General features: G+C 59.0%; 22 protein-coding genes and 2 pseudogenes. 12 read left to right on the forward strand and 12 right to left on the reverse strand.

Going from position 1 to position 26,037, the window contains the following annotated elements; translation table 11 throughout:
• Positions 1 to 170: 170 nt before the first annotated feature.
• Complete coding sequence (locus tag PVZ80_RS13170; protein ID WP_273864024.1) at positions 171 to 1,631, forward strand: efflux transporter outer membrane subunit; 1,461 nt, start codon at positions 171 to 173, stop codon at positions 1,629 to 1,631.
• Positions 1,632 to 1,763: 132 nt separating this feature from the next.
• On the opposite strand, the gene PVZ80_RS13175 is transcribed toward PVZ80_RS13170, so the two are convergent.
• Positions 1,764 to 3,035, reverse strand: coding sequence for an OmpP1/FadL family transporter (locus tag PVZ80_RS13175; RefSeq protein WP_273864025.1), 1,272 nt, complete (start codon positions 3,033 to 3,035; stop codon positions 1,764 to 1,766).
• Positions 3,036 to 3,232: 197 nt separating this feature from the next.
• On the reverse strand, positions 3,233 to 3,853 hold the full coding sequence (locus PVZ80_RS13180) for a TetR/AcrR family transcriptional regulator (RefSeq protein ID WP_009048299.1): 621 nt from the start codon (positions 3,851 to 3,853) through the stop codon (positions 3,233 to 3,235).
• 366 nt (positions 3,854 to 4,219) lie between these two features.
• On the opposite strand from PVZ80_RS13180, the gene PVZ80_RS13185 reads away from it, so the two are divergent.
• Positions 4,220 to 6,436 (forward strand): OsmC domain/YcaO domain-containing protein, encoded by a 2,217-nt coding sequence (locus PVZ80_RS13185; protein ID WP_273864026.1) that lies wholly within the window; start codon positions 4,220 to 4,222, stop codon positions 6,434 to 6,436.
• 81 nt (positions 6,437 to 6,517) lie between these two features.
• Here the strand turns inward: PVZ80_RS13185 and PVZ80_RS13190 are convergent, their stop codons facing one another.
• The 3 genes from PVZ80_RS13190 to PVZ80_RS13200 form a co-directional block, all read right to left on the reverse strand.
• A complete protein-coding gene (locus tag PVZ80_RS13190) occupies positions 6,518 to 9,355 on the reverse strand; it encodes a TonB-dependent receptor (RefSeq protein WP_273864027.1) in 2,838 nt (945 codons plus the stop codon).
• Between the two features lie 96 nt (positions 9,356 to 9,451).
• A complete protein-coding gene (locus PVZ80_RS13195; RefSeq protein ID WP_273864028.1) occupies positions 9,452 to 10,417 on the reverse strand; it encodes a FecR domain-containing protein in 966 nt (321 codons plus the stop codon).
• Entirely contained in the window at positions 10,414 to 10,920 is a 507-nt protein-coding gene (locus tag PVZ80_RS13200; protein WP_009048295.1) for a sigma-70 family RNA polymerase sigma factor, read from the reverse strand. The genes PVZ80_RS13195 and PVZ80_RS13200 overlap by 4 nt, the downstream gene beginning before the upstream one ends.
• A 272-nt stretch (positions 10,921 to 11,192) precedes the next feature.
• Between PVZ80_RS13200 and PVZ80_RS13205 the strand changes: the two genes are divergently transcribed.
• From PVZ80_RS13205 to PVZ80_RS13215, 4 genes and pseudogenes are all read left to right on the forward strand, one after another.
• A complete protein-coding gene (locus tag PVZ80_RS13205; RefSeq protein ID WP_009048294.1) occupies positions 11,193 to 11,495 on the forward strand; it encodes a hypothetical protein in 303 nt (100 codons plus the stop codon).
• 270 nt (positions 11,496 to 11,765) lie between these two features.
• Complete coding sequence (locus PVZ80_RS13210) at positions 11,766 to 12,029, forward strand: hypothetical protein (RefSeq protein WP_023968791.1); 264 nt, start codon at positions 11,766 to 11,768, stop codon at positions 12,027 to 12,029.
• Entirely contained in the window at positions 12,026 to 12,181 is a 156-nt protein-coding gene (locus tag PVZ80_RS33970; RefSeq protein WP_371920955.1) for a hypothetical protein, read from the forward strand. Before PVZ80_RS13210 ends, PVZ80_RS33970 begins: the two co-directional genes overlap by 4 nt.
• A pseudogene (locus PVZ80_RS13215) lies at positions 12,117 to 12,437 on the forward strand (cell filamentation protein Fic); the annotation flags it as partial. The gene PVZ80_RS33970 and the pseudogene PVZ80_RS13215, both read left to right, overlap by 65 nt.
• Positions 12,438 to 12,880: 443 nt before the next feature.
• Here PVZ80_RS13215 and PVZ80_RS13225 read toward each other — a convergent pair.
• The 3 genes from PVZ80_RS13225 to PVZ80_RS13235 all read right to left on the reverse strand — a co-directional run bounded on the left by PVZ80_RS13225 (position 12,881) and on the right by PVZ80_RS13235 (position 14,936).
• Positions 12,881 to 13,303, reverse strand: a complete 423-nt coding sequence (locus PVZ80_RS13225) for a hypothetical protein (protein ID WP_236643444.1) — start codon at positions 13,301 to 13,303, stop codon at positions 12,881 to 12,883.
• Entirely contained in the window at positions 13,281 to 14,438 is a 1,158-nt protein-coding gene (locus PVZ80_RS13230) for a polymorphic toxin type 44 domain-containing protein (protein ID WP_103331859.1), read from the reverse strand. The genes PVZ80_RS13225 and PVZ80_RS13230 overlap by 23 nt, the downstream gene beginning before the upstream one ends.
• Before the next feature lie 225 nt (positions 14,439 to 14,663).
• Complete coding sequence (locus PVZ80_RS13235) at positions 14,664 to 14,936, reverse strand: hypothetical protein (RefSeq protein WP_103331858.1); 273 nt, start codon at positions 14,934 to 14,936, stop codon at positions 14,664 to 14,666.
• Between the two features lie 208 nt (positions 14,937 to 15,144).
• Here PVZ80_RS13235 and PVZ80_RS13240 point away from each other — a divergent pair, with 208 nt between their 5' ends.
• Both PVZ80_RS13240 and PVZ80_RS13245 read left to right on the forward strand, forming a co-directional pair.
• On the forward strand, positions 15,145 to 15,960 hold the full coding sequence (locus PVZ80_RS13240; protein WP_273864029.1) for a hypothetical protein: 816 nt from the start codon (positions 15,145 to 15,147) through the stop codon (positions 15,958 to 15,960).
• Positions 15,957 to 17,057 (forward strand): P-loop ATPase, Sll1717 family, encoded by a 1,101-nt coding sequence (locus PVZ80_RS13245; protein ID WP_443201011.1) that lies wholly within the window; start codon positions 15,957 to 15,959, stop codon positions 17,055 to 17,057. Before PVZ80_RS13240 ends, PVZ80_RS13245 begins: the two co-directional genes overlap by 4 nt.
• A gap of 71 nt (positions 17,058 to 17,128) precedes the next feature.
• Here the strand turns inward: PVZ80_RS13245 and PVZ80_RS13250 are convergent, their stop codons facing one another.
• The 4 genes from PVZ80_RS13250 to PVZ80_RS13265 form a co-directional block, all read right to left on the reverse strand.
• On the reverse strand, positions 17,129 to 17,677 hold the full coding sequence (locus tag PVZ80_RS13250) for a cupin domain-containing protein (RefSeq protein ID WP_009043206.1): 549 nt from the start codon (positions 17,675 to 17,677) through the stop codon (positions 17,129 to 17,131).
• 362 nt (positions 17,678 to 18,039) lie between these two features.
• Positions 18,040 to 19,320: an NAD(P)/FAD-dependent oxidoreductase gene (locus PVZ80_RS13255; RefSeq protein ID WP_273864031.1), complete on the reverse strand. Its 1,281-nt coding sequence runs from the start codon at positions 19,318 to 19,320 to the stop codon at positions 18,040 to 18,042.
• Between the two features lie 55 nt (positions 19,321 to 19,375).
• Positions 19,376 to 20,866, reverse strand: a complete 1,491-nt coding sequence (locus tag PVZ80_RS13260; RefSeq protein WP_273864032.1) for an aldehyde dehydrogenase — start codon at positions 20,864 to 20,866, stop codon at positions 19,376 to 19,378.
• A 33-nt stretch (positions 20,867 to 20,899) separates the two neighbouring features.
• On the reverse strand, positions 20,900 to 22,276 hold the full coding sequence (locus PVZ80_RS13265) for a glutamine synthetase family protein (RefSeq protein WP_009048287.1): 1,377 nt from the start codon (positions 22,274 to 22,276) through the stop codon (positions 20,900 to 20,902).
• Positions 22,277 to 22,541: 265 nt separating this feature from the next.
• Between PVZ80_RS13265 and PVZ80_RS13270 the strand changes: the two genes are divergently transcribed.
• From PVZ80_RS13270 to PVZ80_RS13285, 4 genes and pseudogenes are all read left to right on the forward strand, one after another.
• Positions 22,542 to 23,303 (forward strand): gamma-glutamyl-gamma-aminobutyrate hydrolase family protein, encoded by a 762-nt coding sequence (locus tag PVZ80_RS13270; protein WP_009048286.1) that lies wholly within the window; start codon positions 22,542 to 22,544, stop codon positions 23,301 to 23,303.
• A 238-nt stretch (positions 23,304 to 23,541) separates the two neighbouring features.
• Entirely contained in the window at positions 23,542 to 24,684 is a 1,143-nt protein-coding gene (locus PVZ80_RS13275) for an ABC transporter ATP-binding protein (RefSeq protein ID WP_009048285.1), read from the forward strand.
• A gap of 44 nt (positions 24,685 to 24,728) precedes the next feature.
• Complete coding sequence (locus PVZ80_RS13280) at positions 24,729 to 25,610, forward strand: ABC transporter permease subunit (RefSeq protein WP_162235127.1); 882 nt, start codon at positions 24,729 to 24,731, stop codon at positions 25,608 to 25,610.
• Positions 25,607 to 26,037: pseudogene (locus PVZ80_RS13285) on the forward strand (putrescine ABC transporter permease PotI); the annotation flags it as partial. The gene PVZ80_RS13280 and the pseudogene PVZ80_RS13285, both read left to right, overlap by 4 nt.

Raw genomic sequence — 26,037 nt, forward strand, 5'->3', positions numbered from 1 at the left:
ACCATATCTGTCAATGGTCACAAATGAACATCCATTGAGACTGCCAGCGATTACGCGAAAAACTCCGTATTCATTGAATGTTTTTTTGAAATACTGGTCAATGCTATTGATTGACAGCCTGTGACCACAATGTAATATGGTCACAAATATCCTCGATTGAAGGAACCTCAATGCCTCCCCTTCGCCCCCTTGCTCTTTTGGTGAGCGCCAGCTTGATGGCAGGCTGCGCGGTCGGTCCGGACTATCAACGTCCGGACGCTCCTCTTTCGGATCGTTACCTGGGTCAGTCCGCTGTCGAGCTGAGGCCTGTAGCGACGCCGGCCAGTCTCGTGGCCTGGTGGGAAGGTTTTGGTGATCCGGTGCTAACCGACTTCGTCTCCAAGGCTCTTGAACAGAACCTGGATCTGGCGCAGGCGTCGGCGCGAGTTACGCAGGCACGGGCAGGATTGGCTGCCGCAAATGCCGCCTTGCTGCCCTCGGGAAACATCAGTGGCCAGGCCGCGCGCTCCTACCAATCCATCGAGACCCCGCTCGGCCAGGTGCTGAACTCGACGCCTGGCTATGATCGGTACGGAAGCGCCTACGAGGTTAACCTCGGTGCTGGCTGGGAGATTGATGTCTTTGGCGGCCTGCGACGCGGACGCGAAGCCGCACTCGCCGAGTACCAGGCCTCCGAGGCGGGCGCCGCTGCCACACGACTGGCCATCGCCGCGCAAACCGCCGATATCTACATCAGCATCCGCGGATTGCAGGCCCGGCTGGACATTGCCAACCGACAAGTCAAAACCCAGCAGGGGCTGCTGGAGAAAGTCCGCTTGCTCTACGGCAAGGGCCTCGCTGCCCACTATCAGGTTCACCAGACTGAGGGAGCGCTATCGCAGGTCCAAGCGACAGTGCCGGTCCTGCAGACCGGCCTGGATGCTGCCATGAATGCACTGGATGTAATGCTCGGTACACCGCCGGGCACCCATCGCACGCAACTGGCAAATGCAGGGAGTATTCCTCTTGCGCCGCAGATAAAGGCCACGGGAACGCCGGCCGATCTGCTGCGCCGCAGGCCGGATCTCATCGTGGCCGAGCGCCGCCTTGCAGCCTCCAATGCACGCATCGGGGTGGCGATTGCCGAGTACTACCCGAAATTCTCCCTCAGCGCATTGCTCGGTAGCGCCACGGCTGTATCCGGCGGCAACCTCTTCACCGGCGGCGCCAATCAGTCGGCGGGCGTACTGGGGCTGCGCTGGAGACTTTTCGACTTTGGCCGCATAAACGCTCAAATCGATCAAGCCAAGGGACAAGAAGCCGAAGCCCTGGCCGCTTACCGTCAGTCGGTATTGCGCGCCACCGAGGATGTCGAGAATGCCTTCTCCGCCCTGGTGAATCGGGACGCTCAGGCAGCCACCCTGACTGAAGGCGAGGCATCTCTGGCACAGGCTCGCCAATCGTCGTTCATTGCTTACGAAAAAGGCACGGCCAGCCTGATTGATGTCCTGCACGCCGACGAAACGATGCTGCAGGCTTCCGATGCCCGAGCGCAGGCGCGGACGGAATCGGCACGGGCGGCGGTCGCGGCATTCAAGGCGCTCGGTGGTGGCTGGCAACCTCCTGAGACCCGGTCCGTAGCAACTCGATGACTTGACCAGGCGACGTGGCGCTCCGACGAAACCGCTTCCCCCCAAGGGGAAATGCCAGGGATGTGCTTTAAAAGGCCGGGGCGTAACCTGCGCTCCCGGCCGGACAATTATCGTAGAGCGGTGCTCTGTCTATCAGAAACGATAGCTGACGGAAGTACCGAGCCCGCTCGCGCTGTTCTTATACTTGGAACTGTATGCGCCCCGGCTCGCGGAAGTATCGTTGACCCGCACGCTCTCTTCCCACAGATAGGAATAAGCAACGTCGATCGTGACATTGTCCACCGGGGTCCAGCCTGCACCGAAGCTGATAACCGTTCGGTCGCCCGTTGGAATGCGTGGTCCACGATTGGTGTTGTTGGCGGGCGACTGGTCGACTGACAAGCCTGCCCGAAGAACCCAATGGTTGTTCAGTTGGTACGACGTACCGATAGCGTGCGCCCACGTATCACGCCAGTTCTGTTCTTCGGTAACAGTGCCCAGCGAGCCGCTCAACAAAGGGGGCAACCCCGTGTTCTCGATGGTCAGTTCCTTGAAGCGACTCCAGCGGGTCCAGGTGCTCCCCAGATACAGGGTCCAGTCATTATTGAGCTGATGAGTCACCGAGAAATCCACTGATTCCGGCGTATTCACATCCAGCGAAGCGTCATAGCTTCGGCCGCTAACCCCCAACACGCTAAAGATGCCGTCGGTGACCTTGGTCTTGGCATCCAGGTGGTAACTAACCTTGGAGTGGTAGGTCAAGCCGAGGCGAGTTCGATCTGTAGCCTGCACCAGAATGCCGGCGTTGAAACCAAGGGCCGTGTCGTCGCCCGTGCTTTTGAGTTTTCCGTCGTTGCGACCAGGGCTGAGCGGATTGGGCACCATCCCGGACAACTCGCCGCTGATACGGTTGATGGTGGGGCCGAACCCGATCGAAACTGTGTCGTTAAAGGCATAGCTGATGGTGGGCTGGAACGTAAGGGTCGTGACCTCGCTTTTGTTGGCGTAGTAACGCCCCGCAAAGCCGCTGCCATAATCGGTGATCAGGCCAAAAGGCACATAAAACCCAACACCGAACGCCCAATGCTCATCAATGGGTTTGACGTAGTACCCCATGGGTACCGTAGTCGCAGGCACCATGTCGCCGTCTTCCTGGCCTCCGAATGTACTGCGGGTCTGGCTTATGTCGGACTTCGCAAAAAGAGTCGCCGCCCCTACGCTGGCTTGTTCTCTTTTCAGACGAGACATGCCCGCCGGATTGCCGAAGACCGTGCTCGCATCTTCAGCAGAGGAGGAGCGACCGGCAAATCCAGAGCCCATCCCGCTGATGCTCTGTTCATTGAGAGCGAAACCGCTCGCAAACACATTGGAAGATGCGAGCACAACAGCGAGGCCAAGTGGGCTCTTGAGCAATATTTTTTTCATTATTAGAACTCTATGGTTATCGCCGAGATGAAAGGGTAGAAACAACGGACGACCATATTTATTCATGTGACCATTTCAGTCAACAGTCACATTACAGATAAATAAATGCCCTTCGACGGTGGGAGGAAGGGCAAAGTGAAAAGCTGATGGAGTGATATGTCGCTTAGCCTGGTAGGCGTGCGACCGTTAGCCGAAGGTCAAGGCATGAGGCTACGCAGGATGAGGTTGGAAGTGAGCGTGGGCGCCTCTTCGACGAAATCGAGGTTGTACTGCAGCAGTAGCGGATTGACGAATGGCCGCAGAGCAAGATGTATCGCCTCTACTGTCTCGTCCAGGGGAGTCTTGCGTTCGAACTCACCAACCTCTCGCCCTTCACGCACAATTTGCAAAATGAATTGCTTGATCTGGGCGTCATAAATTTGCGAGCTGGGCCAACGCTCCGACACAGAAAACGCGGCGATGTCATAGAGTTTCCGGTCATTGAAGAACAGGTTCACACCTGTGGCGATCACCGTTTTGACCAAGCGTCGAAAGCGCTCCGTTGGCGAAAGGGTCTCGACATTGATGGCCTGCTCGACAGCCGCAACGATTTCTGCCAGACAATTTGTACAGATGGCTTCACCGATCGCCTGCTTGGAATCAAAAAACTTGTAGATATAGGCCTTGGAAAAGCCGATGGCTTTAGCCAGGTCGGAGACCGTGGTTTTGCCATAGCCGTACTGGCTGAAGTGTTCGTTGGCCGCCGCGACAATCTGGTTTCGAATGTCGTGATCGGCTGGGCCGCGGGCGCTGGGCGAAGATATCGATGGCTGATTCATGGGAACAGCTTACTCACCCTATGGCGGACTGACAACTTGTGACCGATAAGATATATAGTCACAAATCGACCGTTCCGAATACCCCTCCAGGGCGACTGAGAAAACACCAGCGAACAGACGAACAGGCTGAGGTCGGGGCAATCCACATAGCAAATCCGCTGGCCCGAGGAAGGCGCGGCACCTGAAAGCGCATTCGATGATCGATCCCCACCCCCAAGGCCGCGACCTCCTCCCCCAGCGCAAGCCAACGCCCTGCCACCCCACGCGCCCCAACGACCTGGCCCGCTTGCCGAAAAGCGCAAGACTTCACGCTGAAAAACCGGATAATGGCCGCCATTTCGTTTTGCTCGTTATTCGGTGTTCCCCATGGAAATCAAGGTCAACTTTCTCGACAACCTCCGACTTGAAGCCAAGTTCGATGACTTCACGGTGGTGGCCGACCAGCCCATCCGCTACAAGGGCGATGGCTCGGCACCGGGTCCGTTCGACTATTTCCTGGCGTCATCGGCGTTGTGCGCGGCGTACTTCGTGAAGTTGTACTGCGACACCCGCAGTATCCCCACCGATAACATTCGCCTGTCGCAGAACAACATTGTCGATCCGGAAAACCGCTACAACCAGATCTTCAAGATCCAGGTCGAGCTGCCGGCGGATATCTCCGACAAGGACCGCCAGGGCATCCTGCGCTCCATCGACCGTTGCACCGTGAAGAAAGTGGTACAGGCCGGGCCTGAGTTTGTGATTGAAGAGGTGGAAAACCTCGACGCCGATGCCCAGGCCTTGTTGATGCCGAGCGCGGGCTCGCACAGCACCTATATCGCCGGCAAGGACCTGCCGCTGGAGCAGACCATCGCCAACATGTCCGGCATCCTGGCCGGCCTGGGCATGAAGATCGAGATCGCTTCGTGGCGCAATATCGTGCCCAACGTCTGGTCGCTGCATATCCGCGACGCGCAGTCGCCGATGTGCTTTACCAACGGCAAGGGCGCGACCAAGGAAGGCGCACTGGCCTCGGCGCTGGGCGAATTCATCGAGCGCCTGAACTGCAACTTCTTCTACAACGATCAGTTCTGGGGCGAGGAGATCGCCAACGCGCCGTTCGTGCATTACCCGGACGAGCGCTGGTTCAAGCCGGGCCCCAAGGATGAGCTGCCCAGCGAAATCCTCGACCCCTACTGCCTGAAAATCTACAACCGCGATGGCGAACTGCGCGGCTCGCACCTGTTCGACACCAATTCCGGCAATGAAGAGCGCGGCATTGTTTCGCTGCCGTTCGTGCGCCAGTCGGACGGCGAAGTGGTGTACTTCCCGTCGAACCTGATCGAAAACCTCTACCTCAGCAACGGCATGAGCGCCGGCAACACCCTGGCCGAAGCCCAGGTGCAGTGCCTGTCGGAGATCTTCGAGCGCGCCGTCAAACGCGAAATCATCGAAGGCGAATTCGCCCTGCCGGATGTACCGGCAGAAGTCTTGGCCAAATACCCGGGGATTCTCGCCGGCATCCAGGGTCTGGAAGCCCAGGGCTTTCCGGTACTGGTCAAGGATGCGTCGCTGGGCGGTGAGTTCCCGGTGATGTGCGTGACCCTGATGAACCCGCGTACCGGTGGCGTGTTTGCCTCGTTCGGTGCTCACCCCAGCCTGGAAGTGGCGCTGGAGCGCAGCCTCACCGAACTGCTGCAAGGCCGCAGCTTCGAGGGCTTGAACGATTTGCCGCCGCCGACGTTCGAAGGCCAGGCGGTCACCGAGCCGAACAACTTCGTCGAGCACTTCATCGACTCCAGCGGCGTGGTGTCGTGGCGCTTCTTCAGCGCCCAGTCGGATTATGAATTCGTCGAGTGGGACTTCTCCGGCCAGGGCGGCTCCAGTGAAAAAGAAGGGTCTAATGCCCAGGAAGCCGCGACCTTGTTCGGCATTCTTGAAGGCATGGGCAAAGAGTCCTACATCGCCGTGTACGAGCACCTCGGCGCAACCGCCTGCCGCATCCTGGTACCGGACTACTCGGAAATCTATCCGGTGGAAGACCTGATCTGGGACAACACCAACAAGGCGCTGTTCTTCCGCTCCGACATCCTCAACCTGCACAGCCTCGACGAGGATGAGTTGCAGGCGTTGCTCGAGCGCCTGATAGAAAGCGAGCTGGACGACTACACCGATATCACCACCCTGATCGGCATCGAGTTCGACGACAACACCGCCTGGGGCCAACTGACCATCCTGGAGTTGAAGCTGCTGATCTTCCTGGCCTTGCAGCAATATGAAGAAGCCAAGGAGTGCGTGGAGATGTTCCTGCAGTACAACGACAACACCGCTGAGCGCGGCCTGTTTTACCAGGCGATGAATGCGGTGCTGGAGATGGAGCTCGACGAAGATCTGGATCTGGCGGATTACGAAACCAATTTCCGTCGCATGTTCGGCAACGAGCGGATGGATGCGGTGATTGGCTCGGTGAATGGCGAAGTGCGCTTCTATGGCCTGACGCCGACCAGCATGAAGCTGGAAGGGATCGACCGTCACCTGCGCCTGATCGACAGCTACAAGAAGCTGCACGCGGCGCGGGCCAAGGTGACGGCTGTTTCCAGCTGACAGCTGTTGCCGATAGTTGCCCCGTCACGGCAGGCAACTATCGGTCTGGTCAGCCACAAATGGCTGACCGTCCCTCCCCCCTTAGAACTTCGTCACCACCCCCACCCGCAACGTCCGCCCCGGCGCCGGCATGAAGCTCTGTGCCAGCGGGTCCAGGTAGTAGCGGTCGGTCAGGTTCTGCAGCGACACGCTGAGTTGAGTGTGTTCCTTCAACTTGTAGTTGAGGAACAGGTCGAACAGCGCCACCTCGCGGTAGACCAGCTGCGGTGTGGTGGCGCCGGTCTGCCAGTTCTCGTCGGCCTTGACCGTCGGGCCGGAGCTGTAGGTGGCGCGCCCGCCAAGGGTCAGGGCTTGGTCGAAGAAGCGCAGGCCCGAGGTCAGGTTCGCCGAGAAGCGTGGCGGGTTCTGGGTGTTGGAGTAGGAACCCATGAAGCTGCCCGGCGTACAGTCCGGCGTGTTGCTCAGGTCCCGATAGCGATTGCTGCTGGCCCGCAGCCGTGCAGCGAAGGCCGAGTCGCAGGTTTCGGTCTTCAGGTAGTAGGTGGACGAAAAGTCCGCGAACACCCGTCCAGCGTCATAGTGCGACTGCAGCTCCAGGCCGCTGGTCTTGTAGCTGTCGGTATTGCTGAAGCGCATCAGGCCCATCAGGCCCGGGCTCGGGTCGTAGTAGCGGGTGATGTAGTTCTTGATGCTGTTGTTGAAGTAGGCCAGCTTGATCGCCGCCGAGTCGTTGTCCAGCAGCAGGCCTTTGTGCAGGGTGCTGGCGCCGATTTCCCAACTGCTGGAACGCTCGGGCTTCAGGCCCTTGCCCGGCATGGTCTGCAACACGCCCTGGCTGGTTTCAAACAGCGAGGGCATGCGCAGGCCCTGGGTGTAGGAGGCATAGACGAAGGTGTCCGGCGCCACTTCGAGATTGATGCCGAATGCCGGGGCGAAGGCGCCGCCGCTGTTGCGGTTCTTTCCAGAATAGTCATAACCGCTGACCACCTCGCCGACCTCGGACGGATAGACCCTCGAGTCGGTCGCGCCGAAGTCGTTGTAGCGAATACCCTCGAACGGATAGTTGGTGTTCTTGAACACGATCCCGTTGTTCAACCGCGGATCCGTGGCGTCGGTGTACTGCCCGTTCGAGTCCGGGAACCACAGCATGTTGCCGTAGCTTTGCTCGTTGGAAACGCTCAGGTAACGCAAGTCGCGCTCCTCCCGGCGCGCCGTCGCATGGGCGACCTTATCCTGGGTGCGGTAGTAGGTATAACGACCGCCGCTCCACAGTGTCAGGCTGTCGATCGGTTTGTACTCGAGCTTGCCGTTCAGGCTGAACTCCTGCCGCTCCCCTTCGCGCAGCATGCGGTTGGCATTGATGTCGTGCTGGGTGGTGACCACGCTTTTTTGCGGGCGCAGGTCCTCGACCTGGAACGAGCCGCCCAGGTCCAGCTTGAAATCGCCATAGTCGCTCTGCATGTGCGAGGTGTTGGCCAGGTCGCCACCAATGCGGCGGTCGGCCTGGCGGCTCCAGCTGCGATCCGAGCGATAGGCTTGCGAAGCCGGCGCCGCCACCGAGGTCAGCTGGCTGGTCTGCGCGTCGGTCATCCACAGGCTGGCCGTCAGGTCCACCAGCGGATTGCCGTCGGGCAGGTAGTGGTAGCGCGCGGTGTAGGTGTCGATCTTGGTATGGCCCAGTGGGTACTGATAGATGCCGCCGGTGCCGAAACGGAAAATGTCCGACGGCATGATCTCGCCGATGCGCCCGTCGTAGCGGCGGTAGCCCAGGTCGAAGCTGTGGCCGTCCGCCGGACGCAGGGTGGTCTTGAGCAGGAAGGATTCGGTCTGCGAAGAGGAGTTCAGCACTTCCTCGCCGGCGTTATAGGTGGTGGCCACCGTCATCTCTTCACCGCCGTAACGGTCGTAGGTGCGATAGCGGTCCTGGCCCTTCTTGCCGGCGAAATAGTTGCCCTGGTTGCGGTGGGCATAGGCCGCCACCACATCGAAGAATTCATGGCTATAGGCGAACGCGGCACTGCCGGACTCAGCCTTCGAACCGAACAGGCCGCCACGGCTCTGGTGCGGCTCCGAGAACAGGTCCTCGGTCATCGAGTGGCCGTCGCGCGAGGCGGGAGCGACGCCGTTGTTCCACAGATCGCCCTTCAAGCGCAGGCCGATGTTCTTGCCGTCCTGCAGGATGTCCTCGACGCCGAGGGTGCGCATCTTCACCGTGCCGCCGATGGCGCTGGAGGTCAGGCTCGGGCCCTTGTCGATGGCGATGTCGCTGATCAGGTCCGGGTCGATGTAGCTGCGTTGCTGGGTGCCGGCATAACCGCGATAGACATCCAGTGCCTGTTGCGAACCGTCGACGGTCACCGCCACCCGGCTCTGGCCCTGGATGCCGCGGATGTTCACATCCAGTCCACCGCCGTTGCGGCTGTCGCCGACCTGGATCCCAGGCTGGCCCTTGAGCAGGTCGCCGACCGAGATCACGCCAAAGCGCTGCATGTCCTCACCGGAGATATACAGCGAGGATCGCGGCGCCGAATACACCTCCTTCTGCTCAAGGTCTTCGCCAACGACTTTCTGCGATGGCAGCACCATCTCCCCGCCCGCCCGATACAACTCGAAGCTGCCGTCCACCTGGCGCTGATAGCCCAGGCCGGTTCCCGCCAGCAACCGCGCCAGGCCCGCCTCGGTGCTGAAATCGCCTTGCAGGCCCTGACTGCGCTTGCCCTCCGTCAGCGTGGCGCTGCCCGCCATATTGATGCCCGCCTGCACGCCGAAACGCGACAGCGCCTGGTCCAGCGGGCCGGCGTCGATGCTGTAGTGCTGGCGCTCGCCAGCCGCGAACACGGCCGCGCCACAGAGCGGCTGCAGGCTGAGGAAAAGCAGGCCAAAGGTACGGGTACACAAGGCTCGGGCGGGGAAAATCATGCAAGGCTCCTAGGGGTTGGCACCCACCTGTCCCAGTGGGTCATACCTGAAGGCCAAGCCAGATCGAAAAAACTATCGCCCCGGGGAAAAAAAGTTTCAGGCCGGCACCACGGTCACCCAATAACGGGTTCGTCGCTCGATGCGCACCGGCAACGTACTGGCCACCAGCGCCAACGCGGCATCGGTGTCGTCCAGCTGGAAACTGCCGGTCACGCGCAAGGCCGCGACCTCTGCGCTGCAACGCAAAATGCCCGGGCGGTAGCGCGAGAGTTCAGCCAGCAATGTGTCCAGGCGCATGCGTTCGGCCGGCAAGATGCCCCGCAGCCAGGCCTGGGCCATAAACGGATCGACGCGGCTCGGCGCCCCTACACCCTGGCTGTCGACCCGGGTTTGCCAACCGGCCTCCAGCGGCACCGGTAGCCAATGGCGCCGGGCACTGACCTGCACCAGACCGCGCAGCACCCTCACCTGGGTGCCCTGCCGATCATGGCGCACCAGCAGATGGGCGCCACGGCCGTACAGCACCGCGTCCGGGGTCAGCAGTTGCACAGCCGGCGATTCGGCCCGCGCATCCAGCGCCATCTCGCCCTCGATCAATTGCACCCTGCCCCGTTGCTGGGTCAGCTCCAGGTTCACCGCGCTGGCGGTGTTCAGCCACAGCGAGCCGCCGTCCGCCAGGGCCCAGCGCCGACGCTCGCCGATACTGGTGCGGTAAGTCGCCAGGGCCGAACGCAGCAGGGTGGAATCCGCGCCCTGCCAGGAAACCCCGCCGAGCAGCCCCAGGGCGAGCAGGCACTTGAGCACCTGTCGACGCCGCTGCGGATCGGCCCCGGCCGACTCCAGTGCCCGGCGCGCCGTGGCATCGGCCAACAGATTGGCCCCGGGCTGCAGCAACAGCGGCAAACTGCTGACCCGCTGCCAGGCATATTCATGCTCGGCGCTCGCCTGCCGCCATTGCTGCAAAGCCTGGTGCTCGGCGGCACTCATCAGCCCGGACTGCGCCCGGACCATCCAGTCGATGGCACTGTCCCGCACCCGCGGGTTGACCACAGTGCCACTCATTCAAAACGGCTCGCGTAACAGACACTGAACGCCTTGCCCATGGCCCGCTGCACCTGGGCCACGCTCAGGCTCAACCGCGCGGCGATCTGCGGGTAGGTCAGGCCATCGAGCTGGGACAAAAAGAAAATCTGCCGCACCCGCGACGACAAGCCCACCAGCAGCGAATCCAGCTGTAACAGGGTTTCGATCATCAAGTGCCGCTCTTCCGGCGACGGTTCCTCGGCCACCGGCCGCGCCGCCAGGGCCTCCAGGTAAGCCCGCTCGATCGCCTGGCGCCGCCAGCGATTGATCAGCAAGCCATTGGCAATGGTCGCGAGAAACGCCATGGGCTGGCGTAACTCACGCACATCCTCCTGCGAGCGCATCACCCGGACAAAGGTGTCGTGAGCCAGGTCCTCGGCATCGGCACTGTGCCCCAACCGTCGATGCAACCAGCCCCGAAGCCAGCCGTGATGGTTCGCATACAACCGGGCGACGGGCGAGGCAAAGCTGTCGTCGTGCATGTCAGATCCGCATTAATGATAATGCTTCTCATTTTATTATTTGCGGGCGAGGGTTGTACAGCGCCGAGGAGTGGCGCGGGCTTGGGAAGGCCTCCTGAATAGCACATATGACCTATAGGCGCGCCCCAGGCGCCATGCTGAAATGAGTCACTCTACCGAGTCAGATTCAAGAGGGGGTGGCTGGTCAGAATCCCCTGCTTTACGTCTTCCGACGTGCCCCCTGTCGAGGATCGAGGATAACCAGGGCGAAACACTATTAAGGAAAATATGCCATGAACAAAAACTACATCTTTGCCCCCGCGTTACTGCTTCTGGCGGGTACCTTGGCGGGTTGCTCGACCACTCCCAATGTCTTGCAAATACACAAGGTCACCTCGGAAACCATTGGCCTGGCCTCGACCGACGAACTCACCATGGGGCCCGTCACCAAAAGCAAAGAAGACTTTCTCGGCGGCGCGGAACTGAACTTCAAGGCCACCACCGCCAAGGGCCGCGTGTTCAACTGCTCGACCTTCATGACCCCGGGGATTCTGCTCGATCCGCCGAAATATTCACGGCTTACTTGCACGAACTGAGCTGGCGGCAGCGGCTTAAAGCAAAAGGCCCCGACTTGTCGGGGCTTTTGTTTTGATCGATCAGTAGGATTTCACATAGCCTGATCTCAGGCACGACTGCGCGGCGACACCCCCACCAGCCACGCTGCCAGGGCTTCCAGGTAAGCCGCTCGGCTCCCCTTCCCTAATGCCTCTTAACCGCGTAACAAATCGAGGCGGTCGCAAGCTCGGCGCAGACGTAAACAAGCAGGCGTTGATGCGATGATTTGACGGCTAATGGAGGGTTATTTGATGAGCAAAACCGCCACTGCTGGCGTTGCCAGTGAAGTTCGCAAGCTTGCCAAGGCTCACAAGGTCACCACTGAGCCTGACAGCATGAGTTGCATGGCTGTCACCATCACCCGCCTGGCCGGCGACTCGGTCGAGCTGGATAGCATTGAGCGATTGCTGGTCAATCTGAAAAAGAAAGGCGTGCTCAGCAAGACGCAAACCCTTGCATTTCAGGAACGCTATCTCCAGGAAAAGAGGCAGGCCAAAAAGAAACTTAGCGCATGAGCTTCGATCCTTTCGGTGACTTCGAAGCGGCCGGCTATCTTCGAAATCATCAACGCCTCAAAGACCCTGTCGAAGTCAAAGAATCCAATTTTCATGGAGCTATGCTACCGGGCCGGATTCGCCATCAATTGGTCCAGAACGAACAAAGATGACTACCTGCAAGCACTGAGCGACGAGATCCGAGCGCCTTTCCAGGGACACCTCGACAACTACCTGAAACCTTTCGTGACGACCATAACAAGCCGTGACGAGTGGCCACAGATGATCGGCGGCATTCGCGGCCTGGATGGACTCGACAAAGAAGACATCACCTACGAGAGCCTGGATAACCCGCAAGTCCAGCAGATCTACAAAACCTATCGGGCCCAGCCTCAAGACGCCCCGGCGGCACCAGGGGCTGATGACTGAACGAGTTGCCCTCGAAACATTGGGCTGGGGTTGGTGAGAAACCTTCGAATCAAGACCAAACTATTACGGCCACCTTCATCATGAAATCACTATTTATCATTTTCTCGATCTTCCTCGTCGCGGCCCTCTACATCGGCTTCTATGAAAAGATGGAAGACGCCTCCCCGGAAAAAGTATTTTTCATCAAGAAAAGCCCGACATTTCAGATGAAATTTGAAAATATTTTCGCGTATGAATCAGATGACAAAAAACTGAGTGCGTTAAGTGATACGGAACGGCAGTTGGTTATCCAGTACTGCAAGTATCGGCTAGGTATAACTACAACATTAAAAAACCAAGACGAGCTTGAGGAATGCAAAAGAAAGTAAGCTCAACCTCCGCTGCTCCCGATGCCCCTATCCAAGTCACGACCGGGCTTGCACTGCCCGGTTGGGAGTATCGTCTTATGGCTTTGCCCAGTCTCCTTTGCACTGATCCAATCGGTCCTCATCAGTCCCAACGCCTTTCTCTGTGTCGATGTTCCCATTCAGGTCGAGATAGATATGGGTGTTCGGCCATTTTGGGGTGATGCTGACGCAATGGTGGCGGCCCTTTTCGCTCCACCAATCCAACTGCATGAAAAAGTCTTCGTCTGGAAATATAAAGCCGTTATCTGATGTTCCGCCTCCGGGTTGCATCCGTCCTTTATATATCCGGTGCTGCACGTTCCAGATGTACTTCAGCTCTTCCTTGCCGTTTTCGGCGTAGTGAACGGTTACTGTCGGCTCAAGAATGGTCTGCCCTATAAAAAACAATACCGGTAGTAACGGAATGAATAGCAGCCAGGCGCATCCAGATCGTCCCTTACTCGCATTTGTGGTCGTCAATCCCTTCTCCCCAGTTTTCTGGCGGTACTGCTAGTACTTCGTCCATGACCCTCTTCACTGTTATCCCTCCGTTGGGGTGATGGTTGGCGAGCTTCACACCGATACTGATCGCCACCCTATCGGCAACGTCGTCCCATGATCGCAACTCTGTCCATGGGTTGGCTGTTGGGTGGGGGCCGGGGAGTCTCCAATCCTTTTGCGGCTTTTTGACCCACTCCTCCCCCTTCCTTAGGGTGTCCGAGACAATCTGTTCAGCTCCTGCGCCATCCAGCAGCACGCTTTCGGATAGTCCGCCAATAATTCCAACATACCCGTAATGGATATTCGACCAAATATCGTAGAAGTACATGTACTTCCCTTGCTTGTGCCAGAAGGTGCCGTTAAACAGCGCTTTCAACTTGGGCTTATGGTCCCACTCTTGATTCTGACCCACTTTTTTAGTCCAGATCGCCGCTGCCGCAGCTTTCCGGGCTTTTGCAATATCGCCAAAGTTTGGCCGTCCGCCTAGGCGCGCAAACAGCGGTAGCTCTGTGAACCGCTTCGCCGCAACCTCGGGATCGTAGTCAATAAGATTTCTCATCTTCAACACAGCCGGGTCGTGAATATTGCGATTCATCTCGTCAGCGATGTAGGTGGCCAGTTGCTCCATCTGGTCGGGATGGTTACATACAACCGGCTCCGCTGCCCCCGTATCCTGTGTTTTGGACGAATCGCCGGGATCTACCAGAGCATTTGCAGCAACGGCCTTTTCTGTGAGGTTCGGATCAGCCAGCAGAGTAGCCATCTTCTCATCATCTACAGAGCCATCTGGCCGGAATGCCCCTAGCGCTGCGAAGTTGATAATGGCTGCCCCTGGTGCAGCTCCCATCACGAACCCGCCGAAGGTATCACCTGATCCAGTGATGATCGTTCCACCGTGGCTGGTGGGGCTGCCCACATGAGCCAAGGGGCGATAATTGATCAGGATCGAGGGAAAGCCCGTGGTGATGACTGCACCGCAACCGCAAGTGTCACCGACACGAGCGGCACCCATGAAATTGATATGGGCGTCAGCACTGGCAGAAGCAATCGGGGTAATGCCGTGACCGGGCATTGGGCAGACATGCTTGTCACCCAATCGTGCAGAAGAAATCATGCTCCGTCCTTGTTCCGTGCATAAAAAGCCCCCGTCATGGGGGCGAATACCATTTGCAGCTGGCTTCGGGACGTTACTGCATGCGGTTGGAGATGATCTGTAAGGAACATCTGAAAAATTATGAACGCCAGTTTACTTGTCGATGACTAACGCGCCTCGTCCTAGCTTTCTTCCGACAACGCAGGTTACGACCGGGCCTGCACTGCCCGGTCGTTGCTTGTCGGATTAAGCGTTCAGCGCCTGAGACTTATCGCCCAGGGTACGCAACAGATCACAGCCGTCGCTAAGCAACAGGCCGATGGCAAAACGGATCTGAGCGACATCTTGAGCGCCAGAAGCGCAATCGAGGATTTCCAGCAGATTACGGGCAGCGCCGATGCGTTGTTGGGCGCAGGTGTAGAGATCGGAGAGTGAGGCGTTGGCGTCCAGGTAGAGGACGGGGCGGTCGGTGTCGTTGCGGGTGAGTGGAACGAGGTTGCAAATTTCTGTGCGGGTCATTGGTGAAGCTCCATGAGTATTCAAGCCCTGCCTCCGTCATCCAACCGAATAGAGAATCGGTTGTTGAATGAGGCGCTATGCACATAGTTTTTGGCCCGCGATGACCAGTTATCGAATTGCGATAGGAATGCTAGCAAGTGAACAACATCTATGGAGGAAAAAACAAATCGCTCTATCGTTACAAAAAATGAAAAGAATACAAAACCCTATGATCACTATTAACCAAAACCAAATAACTTTACCTACCCCCCGCAGCGGGCAAACACCTATTCATTCAACAATACCACGACAAGGCACCAGCCCTACCCCACCAAGCGTCCATTGGGGCGATGTAGAAATAAGTCGATCACTACAACAAAGTCATAATTGCATACAAAATAGCTCTGTGCCATCATCCACCCCAGCATCTCTCAAACAGATTTACATACAAAGCAAATTGAAGGATCAAGGCATGGTAGATCACTGGACTGAGATTCAGAAACTTAAAGAGCCAAAAAACGACGCATATAATTACAAAGGAAGAAACCACAAAGAATTTTTCTCCAAAATATTTTTGCGTACAAACGATCTAGAAAAATGTAAGGATCCGGACACCTATTTTTTGATAGGTGAAAAAGGTGCCGGAAAAACAGCATATGCTGTCTACCTAGAAAACAACCCTGATACAGACAATGTCAGCAAGCTAACCTCTATGACTGAAACTCAGTACAAACGTTTCATTCAGATGAAAAAAGAGAACAAACTAGCTTTTAGTGACTACGCAAATATTTGGCGATCAATGCTACTCTTCATTATCAGCCAGATGATTATTGAAAAATCTAAAAAGGGGCTTCATAGGTTCACTGGAAAATTTAAAAAGCTTGAGGGCGAAATATCAAAATGGAGCAAAAACGCCCTAAACCCTGAAATAGAAACAGCCTTTGAGGCATTAAACGAGCTAGCTTTCGGGATTGAAGCACAGTCCTCTGGGCTCAAAGGAAATCTTGGCGGAAAAGTGGCTGAGACAGAAAAAACAGCATTATAAGGCATCATTTATTAGATCTAGAACAGAGTTTTAAAGAAGCGCTTTCCGATCTATCAATAACCAAGAACCATGCACTATACATCGATGGGATCGACTATCGTCCAGAACAGATAAATTATCGAGAATACATTGAGTGTATTAAGGGACTAGGCGAAGCGGTATGGCAGCTAAATACTGACTTTTTTTCTGGAATACGGGACTCCAAAGGTAGAATAAAAATTTGCCTGCTCGTCAGGCCCGATGTTTTAAACTCGTTAAATCTCTATAACTCAAACTCCAGAATACAGGACAACTCCATTCTCTTGGATTGGTCCACTACGGACGATGAGCATAAAGACGCTAAAATCTATGAACTTTGCGACAAATTCCTATCAAGCCAGCAAAACTCAAAAAGATTGACCGGCGCCAGCTGGGAACACTACTTCAACACCCCCAAAGAACCTAGCAAAGTTTTCAAACACCTAATTAAAACCACATTCCACAAGCCAAGAGATTTTTTAACATTTGTTAAAATCGCCCGAGACCTTGAAATAAACAATGGAAAAGGCTCCAATGACACATTCTCTGAAAACATAATAAGCGCACCTCAACTCTCAAAGAAATTCTCAGAATACCTCCTTGGCGAAGTTAGAAACTACGCTGCCTTCTATATGACACAAGAGGATTTTACAAAATACATAAAGTTCTTCCAATTTTTAGATGGAAAGCAGAGATTCAGTGCTGCTCAGTTTTCAGCTGCATTTAAGGCTTTTAAGGAGTGGGCTGGAGGTGAAGATTTCAATGCCCCAATGTACCTCAAGGACGAAGAAACACTTTTACAACTTTTTTATGACGTTAACGTAATTGGATACAGAGAGATCACGGAGCTCGGAAACAACTTCTTCCACTGGGCTTATAGAGAGCGAACACTAAACAATATTGCACCTCGAGTTAAATTTGGAGCGGAACTATTTCTTAATCCAGGTATAGCTAAAGCATTGGATGTTGGAAGTCAGCTGAAAGCCATCGATCAAAAAAGTGATAGAGCTCCATTTCAGGGGCGCCGTAAAAAGCATAGAAACTACCATGGGAAAGGGAGCCCTCAAAAATCAAAGTAACTCCGCTACAACGCCCCTCTTATTCGAAAACGGGGGGCGTTCTGAACTGAGAAAAAATGGAGATACCCAGCTCAAAAATTCGCCGGCGTATTCGCACTAATAATCTCCGCCTCATCCTGCCCAATATTGCGAAACTTATGCGGCAAGGTGGTCGGAAAATAATACCCATCCCCCGGGTTCAGCACGCTCACCTGCCCGTCCACCGTCAATTCCACAGTGCCACGGGTGACAAGCCCGCACTCCTCCCCTTCGCTGTGCACGATCGGCTCGTCGCCGGAACTGGCGCCGGGGGCGTATTGTTCGCGCAAAAAGCGCATCTGGCGGGTTGGCAGGGCGGCGCCGATCAGCAGCAGGCGGGCGCCGTCGCGGCCGAGGTCGGGTTGTTCGTTGGCGCGGAAGACGTATTGGTGCTCGCGCGGGGGCTGGTCGAAGGTGAAGAAGTCCGCCAGGGACATGGGGATGCCTTCGAGGAGTTTTTTCAGGGAGCTGACCGAGGGGCTGACGCGGTTCTGTTCGATCAGGGAGATGGTGGCGTTGGTCACGCCGCTGCGCCGGGCCAGCTCGCGCTGGGACAGTTTGTAGCTTTCGCGAACGAGTTTGAGTCGAGTGCCCGTGTCCATAGCAGCCTTGAGTGAGGTGTACGTGGGGGGTGTTGCAAGTTGGAGTGCGGCCGGTGACTTTTAGTTGCGAAGTTTAGTTGCGAAGTTCGCCGATCCAGTGGCCCCGGAACCTGAAAGGCGGCTATTAAATCACGTTTGTGGGTGGAGCTGTAGCCGTGGCCGACGGTGGTGATTGGCCTTGCCGTGGGGCGTGCCAGGCGTTGAAAACCGGCGGTGTTCTTTCGGGCCTCGGGAGGGCCTGCGGCCCTCATCGCAGCCTGCGGCAGCGGCTACAGGTGCAGGTTCGTGGGCGAGTTCGGGGCGGGCTCCGGGGCTGAAAAAAGCCCGCGCAAGCGCGGGCAAACGCAGGAAGCGTATCGGGATCAGATGCCGAAACGATCACGCAGCGCGTAGTACGCCGCGCCCATGGCGGTCAGCGGGGCCTGGAAGGTGCGGCCGCCGAACATCGGCATGTGCGGTAGCGAGGCGAAGGCGTCGAAGCGTTCGGCGTCGCCGCGGATCATTTCGGCGATCAGTTTGCCGGCCAGGTGCGAGCAGGTGACGCCGTGGCCGCTGTAGCCTTGCATGTAGTAGGCGTTCTTTTCGATGCGGCCGAATTGCGGCATGCGCGACATGGTCAGCAGGAAGTTGCCGGTCCAGCGGTAGTCGATCTTCACGTCCTTGAGCTGGGGGAAGGTCTTGAGGATCTTCGGCCGGATCAGTTGCTCGATGTCGTTCGGCTCACGGGCGCCGTAGACCACGCCGCCGCCGTACAGCAGGCGGTTGTCGGCGGTGAGGCGGTAGTAGTCCAGCAGGTAGTTGCAGTCTTCGACGCAGTAGTTGTTGCGGATCAGGCTGCGGGCCATTTGTGCAGGCAGCGGTTCGGTGACCACGATCTGCGAGCCGCACGGCATGCTCTTGCGCGTCACCCGTGGGTCGAGGTCCTGCTGCAGGTAGGCGTTGCCGGCGATCAGCAGGTACTTGGCGCGGACCACGCCCTTGGCGGTGCGCACGATGTTCGGTTCGCCGTAGGTGATTTCCACCGCCGCCGACTGCTCGAAGATCTTGCCGCCCAGGCCGATGATGGCGCTGGCTTCGCCCAGGGCCAGGTTCAGCGGGTGGATGTGCCCGCCTTGCATGTCCAGCAGGCCGCCGACGTAGGCGTCGGAGCCGACTTCCTGGGCGATCTGTGCCTTGTCCAGCAGCTTCAGATTCTTGTTGCCGTAGCGCTCCCAGCTGGCCTTCTGTTCGGCCAGGCCCTTGAGCTGCTTCTTGTTCATGGCGGCGAAGATGCCACCCGGGCGGTAGTCGCACTGGATGTCGTAGTGCTGGATGCGCTGGCGAATGATGTCGGCGCCTTCGAAGATCATGCTGCCCAGCACTTCGGCGCTTTTCTCACCGTAGCGCGACTCGATCACGTCGACGTCGCGGCTGTAGGAGTTGACCAGTTGCCCGCCGTTGCGCCCGCTGGCGCCGAAGCCGACCTTGGCCGCTTCGAGCACGGTGACGCTGTAGCCCGCCTCGGCGAGGAACAGCGCCGAGGACAGGCCGGTGTAGCCGGCGCCGATCACGCAGACGTCGCACTCGACCATTTCTTCCAATACCGGAAAGTCGGTGGTCGGGTTGCGGGTCGCGGCGTAGTAGCTGTTTACGTAGGTTTGCATTATCGAATTCTCCAGCAGGTGCCAGCCGCAGCCAGCCCCGCCGTTGTTATAAGAGTCAGAGCTTGATCCAGGTCGCTTTCAGCTCGGTGTACTTGTCGAAGGCATGCAGCGACTTGTCGCGACCATTGCCCGACTGTTTGAAGCCGCCGAACGGCGCGGTCATGTCGCCGCCGTCGTACTGGTTGACCCACACGCTGCCGGCGCGCAGGCCACGGGCGAAGCGGTGGGCGCGGCTGAGGTTGCTGGTCCAGACCCCGGCGGCGAGGCCGAAGATGCTGTCGTTGGCGATCGTCAGCGCCTCTTCCTCGGTGTCGAAGCTGATCACCGACAGCACTGGGCCGAAGATCTCTTCGCGGGCGATGGTCATGGCGTTGGTCACGCCGTCGAAAATGGTCGGCTCCACATACAACCCGCCGGTGCTTTCCAGGGTTCGCGCGCCGCCGGCCAGCAGTTGGCCGCCCTGCTCCTTGCCGATGCCGATGTAACGCAGCACGTTGTCCAACTGGCGCTGATCCACCAGCGCGCCGACGCGGGTATCCGGGTCCAGGGCATGCCCGGGTTTCCAGGCCTTGATGGCGTCCACCAGCAGCGGAATAAACTGGTCGCGGATCGAGCGTTCCACCAGCAGGCGCGAGCCGGCGGTGCAGACTTCGCCCTGGTTGAAGGCGATGGCGCTGGCCGCCGCCTCCGCTGCCGCGCGCAGGTCCGGCGCGTCGGCGAACACCACGTTGGGGCTCTTGCCGCCCGCCTCCAGCCACACGCGCTTCATGTTGCTCTGCCCGGAATACACCAGCAGTTGCTTGCCCACCGCGGTGGAGCCCGTGAAGGCCAGCACGTCCACGTCCATATGCAGGGCCAGGGCCTTGCCCACGGTGTGGCCGTAGCCCGGCAGCACGTTGAACACGCCTTTGGGGATGCCGGCATCCAGCGCCAGCTGGGCGATGCGGATCGCGGTCAGCGGCGACTTTTCCGAAGGCTTGAGGATGAACGAGTTGCCCGCCGCCAGGGCCGGGGCGAATTTCCAGCTGGCCATGATCAGCGGAAAGTTCCACGGCACGATGGCCGCCACCACGCCCGAGGCCTCGCGCGTCACCAGGCCGAGTTGATCGTGGGGCGTGGCCGCCACTTCGTCATAGATTTTGTCGACGGCCTCGGCGCTCCAGCGGATCGCGTTGGCGGTGGCCGGCACGTCGATGCTCAGGGAGTCGCCGATGGGCTTGCCCATGTCCAGGGTTTCCAGGAGCGCCAGTTCTTCCTGGTGCTCGAGAATCAAATCGGCGAAGCGGATCAGCACGCGCTTGCGCTCGGCCGGGGCCTTGCGCGACCAGACGCCGGACTCGAACGCCTGGCGCGCCACCTGCACCGCCTGGTTGGCGTCGGCCTCATCGGTGCTGGCGACGTTGGCCAGGAAACGCCCGTCCACCGGGCTGATGCATTCGAAGGTGGCCGCGCTGGCGGCGTGGCAATACTGGCCGTCGATAAAGGCGCGCCCTTCGAGGGTCAAGGACTGGAAGCGCTGCTCCCAGTCGCTGCGGGATTTAGTCATGGCAAATACTCAACGCAGGAAAAGGAACGGCCGTCAGACCGTGTGCAGGTACCAGTTGTATTCGAGGTCGGAGATCGAGTTTTCGAACTCGGCCAGCTCGCTCTCCTTACAGGCGACGAACACGTCGATGTACATCGGGTCGATGTACTTGGCCATCACCTCGCTGTCGTCCAGCACCCGCAGGGCGTCGCGCAGGTTGCTCGGCAGGCTCTGTTCGTTCTGCTCGTAGGAGTTGCCTTCCACCGGCGCGCCGGGCTCGATCTTGTTGGTCAGGCCGTGGTGAATGCCGGCCAGTACCGAAGCCATCAGCAGGTAAGGGTTGGCGTCGGCACCGGCCACGCGGTGCTCGATGCGCACCGCATCCGCGGAACCTGTCGGCACGCGCACGGCCACGGTGCGGTTGTCGATGCCCCAGCTCGGCGAGTTCGGCACGTAGAACTGCGCGCCGAAGCGGCGGTAGGAGTTGACGTTCGGGCAGAGGAAGGCCATCTGCGCCGGCAGGGTTTCCAGCACGCCGCCGATGGCGTGGCGCAGGGCGTCGTTGGTTTCCGGGTCGTCGCTGGCGAAGATGTTGTTGCCTTGCTTGTCGAGAATCGAGATGTGCACATGCAGGCCGTTACCGGCCTGGCCCGGGTAGGGCTTGGCCATGAAGGTGGTGTCCATCTCATGGTCGTAGGCGATGTTCTTCACCAGGCGCTTGAGCAGCACCGCGTAGTCGCAGGCCTTGATCGGGTCGGAGACGTGGTGCAGGTTGACCTCGAACTGCGCCGGGGCGCTTTCCTTGACGATGGCGTCGGCGGGGATGCCCTGCTCTTTCGCACCTTCGAGGATGTCTTGCAGGCAGTCGACGTATTCGTCCAGGTCGTCGATCAGGTAGACCTGGGTCGACTGCGGACGCTTGCCGGAAATCGGCGAGCGCGGTGACTGCGGACGACCGTTCACGTTGTCCTGGTCGATCAGGTAGAACTCCAGCTCGAAGGCCGCGCAGATGGTCAGGCCCAGGGCGTCGAATTTACTCACCACCTGCCGCAGCACTTCGCGTGGGTCGGCGAAGAACGGCTCGCCTTCGATCTCGTGCATGGTCATCAGCAGTTGCGCGGTCGGGCGCTTCTGCCAGGGCTCGACGCTCAGGGTGCCGGGGATCGGGTAGCAGATGCGGTCGGCATCGCCGATGTCCAGGCCCAGGCCGGTGCTTTCCACGGTGGAGCCGTTGATGTCCAGGGCGAACAGCGAGGCCGGCAGGTTGATGCCCTTCTCGTACACCTTGTGCAGGGCGGTGCGTTCGATGCGCTTGCCGCGCACCACGCCGTTCATGTCGGCAATCAGCAGGTCGACGTAGAGGATCTCGGGATGGTTCTTCAGGAAAGCGTTGGCTTCGTTGAGCTGAACGGCACGCAGTGGGACCGACATGATGCACCTATGTGTTAATTATTATGTTCAAAGCGGTTTCGTGGCAGCAGTCAATCCGAAAGGAAAAGTGAAGTCAAGCGCCAGAAATGGCCGCCGATCGTCAATTATTTTGCGCCTCAAGATCTTTATTTACCCCATAACCCGTGCCGCTCGCGGGTTTCAGACGAAAAACGTTTAGAATTTTTTACACGGAAGTTGTTAATTAAAATCAACGAGGATAAGCTCTCGAAAAACTCGTTCCAGCGTGAATTTCGAGGTGATAAAAATGGCATTCAAGCCATTGATCGGCGTTACTGCGTGCGTCAAAGAGATCGGGCTGCACCCCTACCACGTCAGCGGCGACAAGTACTTGCGTGCTGTCAGCAGCGCGGCCGAGGGCCTGCCCCTGATCATTCCTTCCCTGGCGGACCTCATCGATACCGAGGCTCTGCTGCAGAACCTGGACGGCCTGCTGTTCACCGGCTCGCCATCGAATGTGGAGCCCTTCCACTATCAGGGCCCGGCCAGCGAACCGGGCACCGCCCACGATCCCCAGCGCGATGCCACCACCCTGCCCCTGCTGCGCGCGGCGATTGCCGCCGGCGTGCCGGTGCTGGGCATCTGCCGCGGCTTCCAGGAGATGAACGTGGCCTTCGGCGGCAGCCTGCACCAGAAGGTGCATGAGTTGCCGGGCTATCTCGATCATCGCGAGGCCGACCACCCGGACCTGGCCGTGCAATACGCCCCCGCCCATGCCGTCAGGGTGCAACCGGGCGGCGTGTTCCAGGCCCTGGACCTGCCCCAGGAATTCCAGGTCAACTCGATCCACAGCCAGGGCATCGACCGCCTGGCCCCCGGCCTGCGCGCCGAGGCCCTGGCGCCGGACGGCCTGATCGAAGCAGTGTCGGTGGAACACAGCACGGCCTTTGCCCTGGGCGTGCAGTGGCATCCGGAATGGCAGGTGCTGTCGAACCCGGTCTACCTGCGGATCTTCCAGGCCTTCGGCGATGCCTGCCGGCAACGGGCGGCGCAGCGCAACGGCCACTGACTAAAAGCTTCACCCGCGAAATTGACTGCCACGCCCCCCCGGCCGGCGGCGGTGCGCCCTTGTGCGCCCGCCTTGGCCTCTGGGGCGGTTCAAGCCACACCCAGCAACATGAAAAACAAGAACCAGCGTCAGGCCGCCAGGACGGCAGCGCCGAATAAACCCGCCACCACGGGTTTGTCATCCATCTATTAAGCCGGGCCGTTTTGGCCCGACGACTGACATCTGTTGGGAGTTCCACATGGCAAACGCCTCCAGCACGTACAGAAAGGCTCTGGAAGGTCACCCGCAACCGCAGAAGGTGCTGGTGAGAGTCGACCGCGTGACCAAGAAGTTCGATGAAACCGTGGCCGTGGACGATGTGTCCCTGGACATTCACCAGGGCGAGATCTTCGCCCTGCTCGGTGGCTCGGGTTCCGGCAAGTCCACCCTGCTGCGCATGCTGGCGGGCTTCGAGCGACCGACGGAGGGGCGTATCTACCTGGACGGCGTGGACATCACCGACATGCCGCCCTATGAGCGGCCGATCAACATGATGTTCCAGTCCTATGCGCTGTTCCCGCACATGACCGTGGCCCAGAACATTGCCTTCGGCCTGCAGCAGGACAAGATCCCCAAGGCCGAGATCGATGCCCGCGTGGCCGAGATGCTCAAGCTGGTGCACATGACCCAGTACGCCAAGCGCAAGCCGCACCAGCTGTCCGGCGGCCAGCGCCAGCGCGTGGCCCTGGCCCGCTCCCTGGCCAAGCGGCCGAAGCTGCTGTTGCTCGACGAACCCATGGGCGCCCTGGATAAAAAGCTGCGTTCGCAGATGCAGTTGGAACTGGTGGAGATCATCGAGCGCGTCGGCGTGACCTGCGTGATGGTGACCCACGATCAGGAAGAGGCCATGACCATGGCCCAGCGCATCGCCATCATGCACCTGGGCTGGATCGCCCAGATCGGCAGCCCGGTGGACATCTACGAGGCCCCGGTGAGCCGCATGGTCTGCGAGTTCATCGGCAACGTGAACGCCTTCGACGGCACCGTCATCGAAGACCTGGAAGGCCACGCGGTGATCCACTGCCCGGAGCTGGAACAGAAGATCTACGTCGGCCACGGCGTCAGCACCTCGGTGCAGGACAAGTCGGTGACCTACGCCATCCGCCCGGAAAAGATGCTGGTCAGCACCACCCGGCCCGAGCACCGCTACAACTGGTCCCAGGGCAAGGTGCATGACATCGCCTACCTCGGCGGGCATTCGGTGTTCTACGTCGAACTGCCTGGCGGCAAGATCGTCCAGTCGTTCATGGCCAACGCCGAACGCCGTGGCGCGCGGCCGACCTGGGACGACCAGGTGTACGTGTGGTGGGAAGACGACAGCGGCGTGGTACTGCGCACATGAGTACGTCAACCATGAGCACTCTCAATCAGCGTTTGACCCGTGTGCTGCCCAGCGGTCGCAAGCTGGTGATCGGCATTCCCTTCCTCTGGCTGTTCCTGTTCTTCATGCTGCCGTTTTTCCTGGTGATGAAGATCAGCTTCTCGGAAGCGGCCCTGGCCATTCCCCCCTACTCGGAGATCTACAGCTTCGCCGAACAGAAATTCCAGCTGCTGCTCAACGTCGGCAACTACGCGTTGCTGGTGGGTGACGAGCTGTATATCTCGGCCTACCTCGGCTCGCTGAAAGTCGCCCTGCTCAGTACCCTGATGTGTCTGGTGATCGGCTTCCCCATGGCCTACGCAATCACCAAGGCCAGCAAGGAGACACAGAACGTCTTGCTGCTGCTGATCATGATGCCGACCTGGACCGCGATCCTGATCCGCGTCTATGCCTGGATGGGCATCCTCAGCAACAACGGTTTGCTCAACGGCTTCCTGATGTGGAGCGGCCTGACCTCGGAGCCGATCGAAATCCTCAACACCAACACCGCGGTCTATATCGGCGTGGTGTATGCGTACCTGCCATTTATGGTGCTGCCGCTGTACGCCAACCTGGTCAAGCACGACCAGAGCCTGCTGGAAGCGGCGTCGGACCTGGGTTCGAGCAACTTCAACAACTTCTGGAAAATCACCGTGCCCCTGGCCAAGAACGGCATCATTGCCGGTTGCATGCTGGTGTTCATTCCGGTGGTCGGCGAATTCGTGATTCCCGAACTGCTGGGCGGCCCCGAGACCCTGATGATCGGCCGCGTGCTGTGGCAGGAGTTCTTCAACAACCGTGACTGGCCGGTGGCCTCCGCCCTGGCGGTGGTGATGCTGGCGATCCTGATTATTCCGATCCTGCTGTTCAACCGCAGCCAGGCCAAAGAGATGGAGGGACGGGCATGAAACGTTTCGGATTTTCCAGCCTGATGCTGGTGCTCGGCCTGGCGTTCATTTACCTGCCGATGCTGATCCTGGTGATCTACTCGTTCAACGCCTCCAAGCTGGTGACGGTCTGGGGCGGCTGGTCGGTGAAGTGGTACGTCGGCCTGCTGGACAACTCGCAACTGATGGGCTCGGTGGTGCGCTCCCTGGAGATCGCCTGCTACACCGCGATCGCCGCGGTGGCCCTGGGCACCCTGGCGGCCTTCGTGCTGACCCGTATCACCCACTTCAAGGGCCGCACACTGTTCGGCGGCCTGGTCACCGCGCCGCTGGTGATGCCGGAAGTGATTACCGGTCTGTCGCTGTTGCTGCTGTTCGTGGCCATGGCGCAGATGATCGGCTGGCCGCAGGAGCGTGGCATCGTCACCATCTGGATCGCCCACACCAC

Source organism: Pseudomonas sp. B3G-3 (assembly GCF_028640915.1).
In the GTDB taxonomy this organism is placed as follows: domain Bacteria; phylum Pseudomonadota; class Gammaproteobacteria; order Pseudomonadales; family Pseudomonadaceae; genus Aquipseudomonas; species Aquipseudomonas chlororaphis_I.

Bases quoted from the DNA above. Each gene is read 5' to 3' on its own strand.
- PVZ80_RS13170 (WP_273864024.1), top strand. From the start codon at position 171: ATGCCTCCCCTTCGCCCCCTTGCTCTTTTGGTGAGCGCCAGCTTGATG.
- PVZ80_RS13175 (WP_273864025.1), bottom strand. From the start codon at position 3,035: ATGAAAAAAATATTGCTCAAGAGCCCACTTGGCCTCGCTGTTGTGCTC.
- PVZ80_RS13180 (WP_009048299.1), bottom strand. From the start codon at position 3,853: ATGAATCAGCCATCGATATCTTCGCCCAGCGCCCGCGGCCCAGCCGAT.
- PVZ80_RS13185 (WP_273864026.1), top strand. From the start codon at position 4,220: ATGGAAATCAAGGTCAACTTTCTCGACAACCTCCGACTTGAAGCCAAG.
- PVZ80_RS13190 (WP_273864027.1), bottom strand. From the start codon at position 9,355: ATGATTTTCCCCGCCCGAGCCTTGTGTACCCGTACCTTTGGCCTGCTT.
- PVZ80_RS13195 (WP_273864028.1), bottom strand. From the start codon at position 10,417: ATGAGTGGCACTGTGGTCAACCCGCGGGTGCGGGACAGTGCCATCGAC.
- PVZ80_RS13200 (WP_009048295.1), bottom strand. From the start codon at position 10,920: ATGCACGACGACAGCTTTGCCTCGCCCGTCGCCCGGTTGTATGCGAAC.
- PVZ80_RS13205 (WP_009048294.1), top strand. From the start codon at position 11,193: ATGAACAAAAACTACATCTTTGCCCCCGCGTTACTGCTTCTGGCGGGT.
- PVZ80_RS13210 (WP_023968791.1), top strand. From the start codon at position 11,766: ATGAGCAAAACCGCCACTGCTGGCGTTGCCAGTGAAGTTCGCAAGCTT.
- PVZ80_RS33970 (WP_371920955.1), top strand. From the start codon at position 12,026: ATGAGCTTCGATCCTTTCGGTGACTTCGAAGCGGCCGGCTATCTTCGA.
- PVZ80_RS13230 (WP_103331859.1), bottom strand. From the start codon at position 14,438: ATGATTTCTTCTGCACGATTGGGTGACAAGCATGTCTGCCCAATGCCC.
- PVZ80_RS13235 (WP_103331858.1), bottom strand. From the start codon at position 14,936: ATGACCCGCACAGAAATTTGCAACCTCGTTCCACTCACCCGCAACGAC.
- PVZ80_RS13240 (WP_273864029.1), top strand. From the start codon at position 15,145: ATGATCACTATTAACCAAAACCAAATAACTTTACCTACCCCCCGCAGC.
- PVZ80_RS13250 (WP_009043206.1), bottom strand. From the start codon at position 17,677: ATGGACACGGGCACTCGACTCAAACTCGTTCGCGAAAGCTACAAACTG.
- PVZ80_RS13255 (WP_273864031.1), bottom strand. From the start codon at position 19,320: ATGCAAACCTACGTAAACAGCTACTACGCCGCGACCCGCAACCCGACC.
- PVZ80_RS13260 (WP_273864032.1), bottom strand. From the start codon at position 20,866: ATGACTAAATCCCGCAGCGACTGGGAGCAGCGCTTCCAGTCCTTGACC.
- PVZ80_RS13265 (WP_009048287.1), bottom strand. From the start codon at position 22,276: ATGTCGGTCCCACTGCGTGCCGTTCAGCTCAACGAAGCCAACGCTTTC.
- PVZ80_RS13270 (WP_009048286.1), top strand. From the start codon at position 22,542: ATGGCATTCAAGCCATTGATCGGCGTTACTGCGTGCGTCAAAGAGATC.
- PVZ80_RS13275 (WP_009048285.1), top strand. From the start codon at position 23,542: ATGGCAAACGCCTCCAGCACGTACAGAAAGGCTCTGGAAGGTCACCCG.